12 protein-coding genes are annotated in these 12333 nt (G+C 46.6%); 5 read left to right on the top strand and 7 right to left on the bottom strand.

The window, feature by feature from the left end; all coding sequences use genetic code 11:
• Positions 1–560 precede the first annotated feature (560 nt).
• From gyrA to dnaA, 7 genes are all read right to left on the bottom strand, one after another.
• Complete coding sequence (gene gyrA, locus M4I36_RS07985; protein WP_258111211.1) at positions 561–3011, bottom strand: DNA gyrase subunit A; 2451 nt, start codon at positions 3009–3011, stop codon at positions 561–563.
• Between the two features lie 74 nt (positions 3012–3085).
• Entirely contained in the window at positions 3086–5011 is a 1926-nt protein-coding gene (gene gyrB, locus M4I36_RS07980; RefSeq protein ID WP_258111206.1) for a DNA topoisomerase (ATP-hydrolyzing) subunit B, read from the bottom strand.
• A gap of 39 nt (positions 5012–5050) precedes the next feature.
• On the bottom strand, positions 5051–5347 hold the full coding sequence (gene remB, locus M4I36_RS16850) for an extracellular matrix regulator RemB (protein ID WP_374985772.1): 297 nt from the start codon (positions 5345–5347) through the stop codon (positions 5051–5053).
• Between the two features lie 6 nt (positions 5348–5353).
• Positions 5354–6484: a DNA replication/repair protein RecF gene (recF, locus tag M4I36_RS07975; RefSeq protein WP_258111205.1), complete on the bottom strand. Its 1131-nt coding sequence runs from the start codon at positions 6482–6484 to the stop codon at positions 5354–5356.
• The gene (locus M4I36_RS07970; RefSeq protein ID WP_258111204.1) at positions 6481–6696 is read right to left on the bottom strand and encodes an RNA-binding S4 domain-containing protein; all 216 of its coding nucleotides are present in this window, start codon (positions 6694–6696) and stop codon (positions 6481–6483) included. Before M4I36_RS07970 ends, recF begins: the two co-directional genes overlap by 4 nt.
• A 5-nt stretch (positions 6697–6701) precedes the next feature.
• Entirely contained in the window at positions 6702–7835 is a 1134-nt protein-coding gene (dnaN, locus tag M4I36_RS07965; RefSeq protein ID WP_258111203.1) for a DNA polymerase III subunit beta, read from the bottom strand.
• 186 nt (positions 7836–8021) lie between these two features.
• Positions 8022–9446 (bottom strand): chromosomal replication initiator protein DnaA, encoded by a 1425-nt coding sequence (dnaA, locus tag M4I36_RS07960; RefSeq protein WP_258111202.1) that lies wholly within the window; start codon positions 9444–9446, stop codon positions 8022–8024.
• A gap of 461 nt (positions 9447–9907) precedes the next feature.
• Here dnaA and rpmH point away from each other — a divergent pair, with 461 nt between their 5' ends.
• The 5 genes from rpmH to jag all read left to right on the top strand — a co-directional run bounded on the left by rpmH (position 9908) and on the right by jag (position 12313).
• Entirely contained in the window at positions 9908–10042 is a 135-nt protein-coding gene (rpmH, locus tag M4I36_RS07955; RefSeq protein ID WP_258111201.1) for a 50S ribosomal protein L34, read from the top strand.
• A gap of 160 nt (positions 10043–10202) precedes the next feature.
• Entirely contained in the window at positions 10203–10571 is a 369-nt protein-coding gene (gene rnpA / locus M4I36_RS07950) for a ribonuclease P protein component (RefSeq protein WP_258111200.1), read from the top strand.
• Positions 10572–10595: 24 nt separating this feature from the next.
• Positions 10596–10817, top strand: a complete 222-nt coding sequence (gene yidD, locus M4I36_RS07945; protein ID WP_258111210.1) for a membrane protein insertion efficiency factor YidD — start codon at positions 10596–10598, stop codon at positions 10815–10817.
• Positions 10772–11629 (top strand): YidC/Oxa1 family membrane protein insertase, encoded by an 858-nt coding sequence (locus M4I36_RS07940; RefSeq protein ID WP_258111199.1) that lies wholly within the window; start codon positions 10772–10774, stop codon positions 11627–11629. The genes yidD and M4I36_RS07940 overlap by 46 nt, the downstream gene beginning before the upstream one ends.
• 21 nt (positions 11630–11650) lie before the next feature.
• The gene (jag, locus tag M4I36_RS07935) at positions 11651–12313 is read left to right on the top strand and encodes an RNA-binding cell elongation regulator Jag/EloR (protein ID WP_258111198.1); all 663 of its coding nucleotides are present in this window, start codon (positions 11651–11653) and stop codon (positions 12311–12313) included.
• Positions 12314–12333: the final 20 nt, after the last annotated feature.

Genomic DNA, 12333 nt, shown 5'->3' with positions numbered 1-12333 from the left:
TTCAAGGGACGCTCGTCTCTTTCCCCTCGCCTCAGGGCTCTTTCGCCCCGCTCCGTGGTGAAGCGACAGCGACTATCATACCTCGCCCTCGCTCCTTTTGCAAGTCTTTCTCCCGACTTTTCTTCGCTTTTTTTCAAACCAATTTATGCCACGATTAATGAAATCGACGGATGCCCCGTTTCGCCATCAGAAAATCAATAGAAAACACGCTACACCGAAAACGGGCAATTATTTCTTTGGCAAAATGGCATTGAAAATGAGGTAAGAAATCAAAACAATGACCAGTAGACCACCCATGTCTGCAACTTGATGGATTACAAACATTTCCAAGGGCGACATGAACTTATTCCTCCTTTTCTGCATCTGTTCCAAGCAATATAAGGACACGTCACATTGCCATCCGTTCGCTGTCATCGGATGAAATTCGTATGCACCCGAATTTCATCCGATGGAACGCCATTCTTCGTAGAATGGAAGTTAACGCCTATCGACAAAGATTTTCTAAACAGTATAGCGCAGTAATCTGATTCGGTCCTTTAAATCCCGAGAACTACCTTCCATTATACCTCTTCCGTCTCCAAATCATCATCTCCGGAGATGACTCTGCCAACCGAGGCGACTTCCTCACCTTCCTGCACATTGATAAGACGGACGCCTTGCGTATTGCGGCTTTGTGTGGAAATGCCAGATACTTTAATGCGAATAGCAACACCGGCATTGGTGATAATCATCAGGTCATCCTGTTCAGTTACCATGCGGAGAGCAACTACTTGACCATTCTTTTTGGTGACATTGAGCGTTTTAATGCCCTTGCCGCCTCTTGACTGAGTTCGATAGTCATCAGCGGGTGTCTTTTTGCCATATCCACGGCTTGTGACCACAAGCACCTCATGGTCTTCCTCGATGACTTCCATAGCAATGACTGCATCCGACTTGTTTAATGCAATTCCCTTAACTCCAGTTGCAGCTCTCCCCATCGTTCGAACATCTTCTTCGGGAAAGCGAATGGAGAGTCCCTGGCGTGTGGCCATAATAATGTTTTTTGACCCGTCCGTAAGTTTGACGGAAATGACTTCGTCGTCTTCGCGCAAGTTGATGGCAATCAACCCGGATTTCCGAATGTTTGAATACTCCTCCAGAGGAGTCTTTTTTACGATACCGTTGCGAGTCGCGAAGAACAACATGTGTCCTGACAAATCTTTCTGTTGCATCGAGGTGAGGGGAATCACTGCCGAAATTTTTTCCCCTTGTTCGATGTTCAGCAAGTTAATAATAGGAACTCCCTTTGCCTGACGACTAAATTCCGGTATTTCATAAGCGCGCAGATTATAAACGCGACCTAAATTGGTAAAGAACAAGAGTGCGCTGTGCGAGGAACAGATGTGCAGATGTTCCACGAAGTCTTCTTCACGCGTGCCCATCATGGTCATTCCGCGCCCACCGCGACGCTGACTGTGGTATGTTGAAAGAGGAATTCTTTTTACATATCCTGCCTGCGTAATGGTAATCGCGACATCTTGTACAGGAATTAAGTCCTCTTCTTGAATATCCCCTTCGGCAGCCACGATTCGGGTGCGGCGCTCGTCGCCGAAACGATCTCGGATTTCCGTCAATTCATTTCGGATGACATCGAGCAGAAGTTGTTCATCCGCCAAAATCGCTCTCAACTCTGCAATGAGTTGAACCAATTCTGCGTATTCCGATTCGATTTTATCGCGCTCCAACCCAGTCAGGCGCTGAAGTCTCATATCGAGTATAGCTTGAGCTTGTTCAGCCGATAACGCAAACCGCGCAATAAGACCTTCTCTCGCTTCTTCCGCCGTCTGCGAAGCGCGAATGAGAGCTATAACTTCGTCTAGATGGTCAAGCGCTATACGTAAACCTTCTAAAATGTGCGCACGTGCCTCTGCTTTTCGAAGATCAAATTGGGTGCGCCGGCGAACAACTTCCCTTTGATGCTCCAAATAAAAGTGCAAGGCTTGTTTTAAATTTAGAATTTTGGGTTCCCCGTTCACCAAGGCTAACGTGATAATCCCAAACGTCGATTGCAAACCGGTGAATTTAAACAAGTTGTTCAAAACAACCTGAGGTCTGACATCTCTTCGCAATTCGACGACCATGCGCATGCCTGTCCGATCGGACTCATCACGCAAATCGGTAATTCCATCGATTTTCTTATCGCGCGCAAGTTCCGCGATTTTTTCAATCAAGCGAGCCTTGTTTTGCTGATAGGGTATTTCAGTAAAAACGATACGTGTCTTGCCGCCCGACATCTCCTCAAAGGCACTCGTGGCGCGCACTGTGATGGAGCCTCTGCCAGTTTCGAATGCTTTGCGAATGCCATCCCGTCCGAGAATGATACCGCCCGTCGGAAAATCCGGACCTTTGACTGCGGTCATTAAATCCGAAACAGTCACATCTGGATTTGCTATCATCATGAGCACGCCGTCTATGACTTCCCGTAGGTTATGCGGCGGTATGTTGGTTGCCATGCCAACAGCAATTCCTGACGATCCGTTGACGAGAAGGTTCGGAAAACGTGCGGGTAAGACTAATGGCTCTTCTTCATTTTCGTCATAATTAGGACCAAAATCGACGGTTTCTTTGTTGATGTCCCGTAGCAGTTCCATAGCAATAGCGGACATCCGAGACTCTGTATACCGCATGGCAGCGGCTGGGTCCCCGTCAACCGAACCGAAATTTCCATGACCGTCTACTAGCAGATATCTTGTTGAAAAATTTTGTGCGAGACGCACCAAGGCGTCATAGACAGAAGCATCGCCGTGTGGATGATATCGCCCAAGAACGTCACCAACGATACGCGCACTCTTTTTATAGGGTTTGTCAGAAGTCATTCCGGCTTCAAACATGGCGTAGAGAATACGTCTGTGAACAGGCTTTAGCCCGTCACGAACATCCGGAATGGCGCGGCTGATAATAACACTCATGGCATAGTCCATAAACGACTGCCGTACTTCTTCACCTAAGTCGATGGGGATGACATTTCCCATGTAATCGTCCACTACAATTCACTCCCGATGAGATCTAGTGAGCCATGATTTGTCCGAAGGCCAGACGCGTTTCTCTAGACATCCAAATTGCGGACATATCTCGCGTGCTCCTCGATGAACTCGCGACGAGGTTCCACCTTGTCTCCCATCAAGATGCTGAATGTTGTCTCTGCTGCCATTGCATCTTCAGTCGTAACGCGCAACAGGGTGCGAGTCTTGGGGTCCATCGTGGTATCCCAAAGCTGCTCCGGATTCATTTCTCCGAGACCTTTATATCGTTGTAGATTGACCCCATTCCGCCCGATTTCCTGCAAATAACGCTCTAGTTCTTGGTCCGAGTATGCATACCTAACCGTTTTACCTTTCGAGACTTTGTAGAGAGGCGGTTGCGCTACATACACGTAGCCTGCGTCAATCAGAGGACGCATAAAGCGATATAGCAAGGTCAACAACAGAATTCGAATGTGACTTCCATCATGGTCGGCATCTGTCATGATGACGACCTTGTGGTAACGCGCTTTCGAGATGTCGAATTCCTCAGCAATTCCCGTACCACTTGCGGTAATGATGGACCGAACTTCCTCATTCGACAAGACTTTATCTAAGCGAGCTTTTTCAACATTAATAATTTTACCTCTAATTGGCAATATGGCTTGAAAATTCCTGTCTCTTCCAGACTTTGCAGAGCCGCCTGCTGAGTCACCCTCCACGATGTACAGTTCACATATCGATGGGTCGCGCGATGAACAATCCGCCAATTTTCCAGGGAGTGAACTGACCTCAAGCGCACTTTTGCGACGTGTCAACTCACGTGCTTTGCGAGCGGCCTCTCTAGCACGTGCAGCCATAATCGACTTTTCAAGAATTTTCTTGGCAACCGAGGGATGCTCGTCTAGAAACGTCTGCAATTTTTCCCCGAAGAGACTCTCCACAATGCCGCGCACTTCAGAATTCCCAAGTTTAGTCTTGGTCTGTCCTTCGAATTGTGGCTCTGGCACTTTGACGCTTACAATCGCCGTTAAACCTTCTCTCACATCATCCCCAGATAAGTTATTGTCCGCTTCTTTAATAGCGTTTGCTTTTCTGGCATAGTCATTGATGACGCGAGTGAGAGCGCTCTTGAATCCTGCCTCATGAGTACCTCCTTCATGAGTGTTAATGTTGTTGGCAAAAGAAAAGAGCGTCGTAGAATACCCATCGTTGTACTGTAATGCAATTTCTACGGTGACTTCGTCCTTTTTCCCAGCGACAAACACCGGCTGTTCATGGAGAACATCGCGACTCTTATTCAAGTATTCGACGAAAGCAGCAACGCCGCCAGAGTAGTGATATACGTTAGTCTTTCCTTCAATGCGTTCATCTGTAAAGACAATTTCCAGGCCGGCATTTAAAAATGCAAGTTCCCTTAAGCGATTTTGAAGTATGTCAGCGTCAAATACCGTAGTCTCTGTGAAAATTTCAGAATCCGGACGAAAGGAAACAGTTGTACCAGTGTGATTTGTAGTACCAATAATGCGTAAATCATACATCGGAACACCACGCTCGTATTCCTGCTCATACACATTTCCATCCCGATGCACTTCTACTCGCATCCAACTGGAGAGAGCGTTGACAACCGAAGCGCCTACACCGTGTAATCCACCAGATACTTTATATCCACTGCCACCGAACTTCCCACCAGCATGCAGTACCGTTAAGGCAGTTTCTACAGCTGGTCGACCTGTTTTGTGGTGAATGCCTACAGGAAATCCGGCTCCATTATCGGTAACTGTCACGGAATTGTCTTCATGAACCTGAACGACGATCCGGTCGCAACGACCAGCTAACGCCTCATCAACCGCATTATCAACAATTTCCCAAACGAGGTGGTGAAGACCCCTCGCACTCGTCGAGCCAATATACATACCAGGTCTTTTTCGAACAGCCTCTAGACCTTCGAGTACTTGAATTTGTGATTCATCGTAGAGTGGTTCCTTTTGTTCTGGGACGGCCTCGGACAACGCATTTCCCTCCGAATGAGTGATATTTGAAAGTTGACTTTAGTGGTTTTCAGTGGAATCGTGTGTTGCCTCTAAGTGTAACTCGAAAGACTCTGAATCCGCGAATGCAAACGCACGCTTTTTTAAAGTCCAGGATGAAACAGGAGAAAAATAAATGGATTCTTGGGTCAAGACGACAGACTTAATGTCTGAAGGGTCAATCACATGCGCGGCGTCACTCGCGAGTGCACGTTGAAAAAACGTATCGTTACTTGCACTGTCTCCAATGCGAGTATCGAAGATACCTATTAACCCTTCAAGGCTGATAACAACGTCTCCTCCGATGTGAAGATACATTGGAGATCACGCCCTTTCATCCGTGATTATACCAGAATGAACCTGAAAGAGTTTTGGTGGATTAGAGAAATATGACGACACAGCATCCCAATGTGTGGTGGTAATCACGGTTTGTACTTTTTCACTAACCGAGCATACTAATTGTTTTTGGCGATCATCGTCAAGTTCTGAGAGTACATCGTCGAGTAAAAGAACCGGATAGTCACCTGTGAGTTCGTGCAATAAGTCAATTTCTGCTAATCGCAGTGACAGAGCAATCGTCCGTTGTTGTCCTTGGCTTGCATAAGCCATCGCATCTTTATCATTTAAGAGAAAAAAAAGGTCATCTCGATGTGGCCCAACGGACGTTGTTCCGTGTTTTTCATCTTGGTTTCTGGTAACACTGAGGGCATTGCGAAAGCTATCTTCGATGACATTAATTTGCAATGCCGATAAAGGATATTGGGATTCATTAAGTTTAATTGACGAGGTGTAGCCTATTTGTAGACGCTCTTTGTCGTTTGATACCTCTCGATACACTTGAGTGGCATAGGATGTTAAACGCTCGAAAAACGAGAATCGACGTTGAAGAATTTGCGAGCCATGTTCGACGAGTTGCTCGTCCAAGACTTCCAACAAAGTAATGTCTATAGGCGATTGTTTGAGCAATCGATTCCTTTGGGAAAGAATTTTTACATATTGAGATAAATGATGGACATAAAGCGACTGTCCTTGGCCAATCTCCATATCCAAAAATCTCCTACGAACAGACGGAGACCCTTTTAAGAGCTGTAGATCCTCCGGAGAAAAAAGGACAGTCTGGAGATGACCGATATACTCGGACATTCTCTTTACTTGTCGAGCATTGACAAATGCCTGTCGACCTGCAGTTTTTAGAAATTTAAGTTGCAGGTCATAACGAGTTGTTGGTCCTTCGACAACTCCCTGAATCGATGCATTTTCTGTCTCAAATTGCAATAAGTCGAAATCACGATTGGTGCGATGGGACTTTCCAACCGCGAGTAACAGCATCGCTTCAAGAGCATTTGTCTTGCCTTGTCCGTTTTGTCCAACAAATACCGACAAATGGCTATCTAATGAGATATGGGCATGCTCATAATTTCGAAAGTTTTTTAATTGAAGTGTACGTAACCTCATGACTTGTTGGTTCGAATCATGAAGACATCACTGCCTACTTGCACACTGTCCCCATCCCTTAATTTTCTACCTCGCCGCGACTCCATATGGTCGTTCACGAACACTTGACCCTCTGTCAACAGTATTTTTGCTTCGCCACCCGACGAAACAAGGTTTTGTTTTTTTAAAAACTGAGACAGCGTTATAAAGTCACCCGTTATCAAACAATCCACATCGTTCACCTCATCAGCATTGGAGAAATTAATTGGAGAGATTGTTCAAAATCGGGATCGTGAAGAGTAAATGGCTGATTTGCACCATTAAACCTAATATTAACTTTTTCTCCATCCAGTGCTCTTAAGGCATCCATGACGTATCGACCATTGAAGGCAATTTGTAAATCGTCGCCATCTCGTGCTTCGACGGAAACGAATTCTTGGACATTCCCTATCTCTGGAGAACTTGAACTGATGACAAGCGTATTTTGTTGTAATTGCAGACTGACGCGATGATTCTCTCGGTCGCGGGCAATCAGTGAAGCTCTATCGATAGCTCCAAGTAAATCTTGTCTCGATGTATGAATTTGTGTTTTCCACTGAGAGGGTATGAGCCTCGATGTGTCTGGATAGGCACCGTCAAGAAGTCGAGTATAAAACTTCAGGGTACCTAATAGAAATAAGGAGTGACTTTGCGAGAGTTGAATCGTGACGTCATCGGATGTTTCTGGGATGAGTTTGGCTAACTCATTGAGAGATTTTCCTGGCAATACCGCTACCCAATCGGATGATGTTGTTTGGGTTACTGGATATCGTTTTGTCGCAAGGCGAAGACCGTCTGTGGCTGTGAAACTAAGGGCTTCATTTCGACATTCTGCGTGAAGTCCTGTTAATACCGGTCTAACCTCTGAATTAGAAGTTGCAAATGAGGTGGATTGTATGAGCGATTGAAGCGTTGTTCCAGGGATGGTAAAAGTGTTGTTTGCGATGAGTGTTGGCAGTTTCGGAAATTCCGCGGCATCCATGCCGTGAAGGATGAACTTAGATGAACCTGAAATGATTTGTGTCATATAGTGAAGACTCGTTTCGATGAGGACAGAGCTACTTGGCAACTTGCGAATGACGTCTAAAAAATGACGTCCTGGTAACACAATGCTGCCTTCTTCTTGAATTTCTAGATAGGTCGGTTCCTCAGGGTTGATGGTGATGACGTCTTGTATTCCGAGTTCCATGTCATATGCTGTCGCAGTTAAATCGGTGTCTGAGCATTGAAGAAGAATACCTGTGAGTACCGGTTTCGGAGTCCTTACTGCGACCGCCTTGGAAACGGTAGTAACAAGATGAAGCAAAGCTGCTTTGTCAATGATTAATTTCACAGTGAGTGAGGCTCCCTTCGAAATCTGCGGCAGTAGTATAGAGATAGATATGGATATAGTACTTTTAGTCATAGTAATAGGCGCTGTGATTACGTGGATAAGTGTTGAAACCCCGCTATAGAAATGAAAATCCCTTGTGCATAAGGTGTGGACAAGTTTTCTGTTGGTGTCTTATGAGATCAAATTTTAGCACAGAGTGCGGATGGCTTCCGCCAGTCGTTCAACGGTAAGTTTCAATTCTTGGTTGGTTTTCAATTCACTAGAGATTTTATCGCATGCATGAAGTACCGTGGTGTGGTCTCGGCCTCCAAATGCCTCTCCGATTCTTGGCAAAGAGAGGTTGGTCAGTTCTCGTGATAAATACATGGCTATCTGTCTGGGGAAAGCTACACTGCGAGTGCGCTTTTTGGCAATAAATTCGTCCGTCTTTAGGCCGAAGTGGTCTCCAATGACGCGTTGTATTTGATGAATGGTTACGGCTTTGTTTCGGTTTGGAGTAATCAGGTCACGAAGTGCATCTTCCGCCAAGGACAGACAGATTTCTGTATTGACGAGTGAAGAGTAGGCCACAACGCGAATTAATGCCCCCTCTAATTCACGGATGTTTGAATCAATTTGGTTAGCGATGTAATATGTTACGTCCTCTGGTACAGATAAACCTTCTGCCTTGGCTTTTCGTTGAAGTATAGCAATGCGCGTTTCTAAGTCTGGAGGTTGAATGTCTGTAATGAGCCCCCATTCAAACCGTGAACGAAGTCGGTCTTCTAATGTCGGTATTTCACGCGGCGGGCGGTCGCTCGATATGACAATTTGCTTGGCTTCTTCGTGTAGTGCGTTGAATGTGTGAAAGAACTCTTCTTGAGTCTGTTCTTTGTTTGCAAGGAACTGAATGTCGTCGATGAGCAATACGTCGATGGATCGATAGCGATTTCGGAAAGTTCCCGTATTGTTTTCACGGATTGAACTAATGAATTCATTGGTGAATTTTTCTGAGGACAAATACAAGACCCGAGCATTTGGCCTCGTTTTCTTGACGTAGTGTCCTATGGCATGCATGAGATGCGTCTTGCCGAGACCTACACCTCCGTAGAGAAACAGAGGGTTGTAGGCAGCTGCTGGAGTTTCTGCGACTGCTAGACTGGCAGCGTGAGCAAAACGGTTGCTGACTCCGATGACGAAGGTTTCAAATGTGTACCTTGGATTGAATGGGGACGATTCGAGTTCGTCCACTTTGTTGTCAACAGTTTCTACCGCGACTTTTGGATGGCCTGACCTTTGATTCTCGGACGAGTGGGTGGTCGCCGTCTTATTGATTTCTGCGGTGACCGATGTCTCAGCCGAGGTAGGATGGACGAACTGCAGATGAAACTCCTGCTCGGTCAAGGCTGTGATGGTATTTGCGACAATCGTGTAGAAGTGCGTCTCAAGCCAGTTTCTCGTGAAAGGTGTCGATGCTTCAATGAGGAGCGTCTTGTCGGATTCTCGGTAGGAAATAATTCGGCTGCCCGTGAACCACGTTTCAAAAGTGGCAGGTGACAGTCTCTCTTGGATGACCAGTAAGACTTGTGCCCACAATTCGTCAAAATAGTCGGATTTAGAAATTGTACTCATAAGGAATAGTCGTGCCTCCCCACGTGGGATCACTCAAAAGTATCTATCGAGAGCGACGAATAGAGTTCGGTACGTAAAGTCCGAACCATATCGACAAGCAACATCGACAGTCGTGTTCATACTTCGACAGTAGGTGAATATAGTTATCCACAGGATGTGGATAAATCAGTGGATAAGTTCTACTTACTCACAGGTATGTTTCACTGGCGATGTAGAGAATAATAGCAGAATGACTGTGTGCAGGGCAATCGATTCTAAAGTTATCCACAAAATTCACATTTACGCGTTTGACCTGTCCATACCCTGTGTATTTGTGTATAAGTCTGTGCAAAAACTAAAGTTTGACGGATTGCGAAGCGGCTGAGGAGCGAGACTTTGTTGGACTCACGTTTTGGTTGCTTTTTAATCGATATGTGTTGTACGATGTGAAATGGTCGTTTTGAATTCTGGAGGTGAATTCGTTGAAACCTACCTACCAACCAAATGCCCGTAAACGGAAAAAAGTTCACGGGTTTCGTAAGCGTATGTCGACAAAGAATGGTCGTCGCGTGTTAGCGGCTCGTCGTAAAAAAGGACGAAAAGTGTTAACTGCCTGAGGAGCCACGGCACGTGGCTTTTTTTTATTATTTGGCTTTTGCAACTAAGATGCTGGAATGGGCCCCTTGACACGTGTGGTGAAGGAACGTCGGTTTGCGGACGACTTGAGGAGCGACTCGGGACTTCTTCTTTTCGTGTTATGGAATCTTGGTCCGGAGAATGATGAATGTTTGGGATGGATTGAAAATGGTCGCGAAAGCGAATCGATTGCGGGAGAACCGGGATTTTCGAAGAGTTTTCGGCAGAGGGCAGTCAGTAGCCACGCCGCGGATTGTGCTGTATGCGTTACCGACGAAAATCGGCACATATCGAGTCGGCTTTTCAGTGAGTAAAAAAATCGGCAACGCGGTTGTGCGAAACCGTCTAAAGCGCCTCTTGCGAGCTTGTTTTGATGAGTTGCACGGGGAATTGCAAAGTCACTCTTTTGATTTTGTGGTGGTCTGTCGAAAGTCGTCCGCCGATGCGGATTTTGGCATGTTTATGTCAGATTTGCGGAGACTGCTACAGAGGGCCAAAATCGTGGTATGATGTGGATGGGAGTGGACTGGTATGATGCAGAGGTTACTTCTGTCACTCATTCGTGGATATCAAAAATACATTTCGCCCTTGAAACCTCCAACATGCCGTTTCTATCCGACCTGCTCTGAATACGCGTTCGAAGCGGTCAGTCGGTACGGGGCGTTTTATGGAGGCTGGCTTGCTGTGCGTCGAATTAGCAGATGCGGGCCATGGAATCCAGGTGGGGTCGATCCGGTTCCGTCGAAGACACACTAGAAGGAGTTGTCGTTTTGGGCGAGCAAAAGAAGCGTAGTTCACGATGGTTATGGGCACTTTCTGCGGTCGCGTTGTTGTCCGTGACTGGTTGTGGATTATATCCTTCAAAACCAGGCGTATGGCCGGTCGGCCCGTGGGGCGATATACTCAAGTTTGTATCGAGTATTTTGGATTTCTTTGCGCGCTATACGGGCAGTTACGGCATAGCCTTATTAATTGTCACATTTCTCGTTCGACTCATTATCTTCCCGTTGATGATTCGTCAACTGCGGAGCATGCGCAGAATGCAGGAGTTGCAACCGCAACTGCAGAAGATTCGCAGTGAGAACAAAGGTGACAACAAAAAGATACAAGAAGAGACTATGAAATTGTATCAGTCCTCTGGTATCAATCCAATGGGCGGCTGTTTCCCACTATTGCTCCAATTGCCGATTATTTACGCACTGTACGGCGCCATCTATGGCGATAAAGGTCTGCATGAAAGTACGTTTTTGGGCATTTTTCATTTGGGACAGCCCGACCACACTTATATTTTACCAATTTTAGCTGGTTTGACACAGCTTTTGTCCACGTGGTTGACCATGCGCAACCAGCCTCAACAACAGAAGGCTATGCTCTTCATATCGCCTATCATGGTTTTGATTATCGCTGTTCGTTTCCCGTCTGGGTTAGCGTTGTACTGGATTTACACAAACGTATTTACCGCCCTACAGACTTGGGCGATGAAGTTCATTCCAGACAAAAATTCGCCCTCCGCCAAAAAAGACGCTGCCGTGGCGACTTCGTCTTCGCAGCGAGGAAAAGGGCGGTAAGCTGGACTGGAGGCTGAGGTCATGAAGCGAGTCGTCACGTCTGGTCGTACGGTGGATGAGGCAGTGACAAGCGCTTTAGTAAAGCTGGGTGTGACCAGTGCACAGGCGACTGTTCGCGTCTTGGCGGAACCTGTCAAAGGTGTATTTGGACTGTTCGGGGGGCGACCTGCAGAAGTGGAGGTCTGCATACGAGAGCGTCCTGAGGATATTGGCGTGCAGCTGTTGAAGGAATTGCTGCGGCTTATGGATGTGGATGCCAGAGTAGAAGCGAAAGTGTTGGCGTTGGAGGAGGAAGAGACGATTGAAATGAATATCGTCTCTGATTCGGACTATTTGCCTCACGTCATTGGTCGCCACGGATGGACGTTAGACAGCATTCAGTTTTGGCTCAATATTGCGGCTCGTCAGAGGGTGGAGAGCCAAAGTAACTCTACGTGTCGTATTAAGTTTTTGTTGGATGCTGGAGATTATCGAAGTCGTCGAAAAGAGCAGTTGTGTGCTTTGGCGGAACGGGTGGCGTGGAAGGTCGCGGAGAGTGGGCGGTCTGAAGCGCTGGAGTCCATGTCAGCAGCGGATCGGAAAGTGATTCACGAATACTTACATGGCCGTGCGGACGTGTCAACCATGAGTGAGGGGTCCGAACCAAATCGGCGAATTCGGATTTTGCCTGCAGAGAAGCGATGAACTGTAGTACCATTCCGGAA

It is taken from the genome of Alicyclobacillus sp. SP_1 (assembly GCF_024706985.1).
Lineage (GTDB): Bacteria > Bacillota > Bacilli > Alicyclobacillales > Alicyclobacillaceae > Alicyclobacillus_I.
The sequence above is the reverse complement of the archived record's forward strand: the minus strand, read 5'-3'. Positions and strand labels throughout refer to the sequence as shown.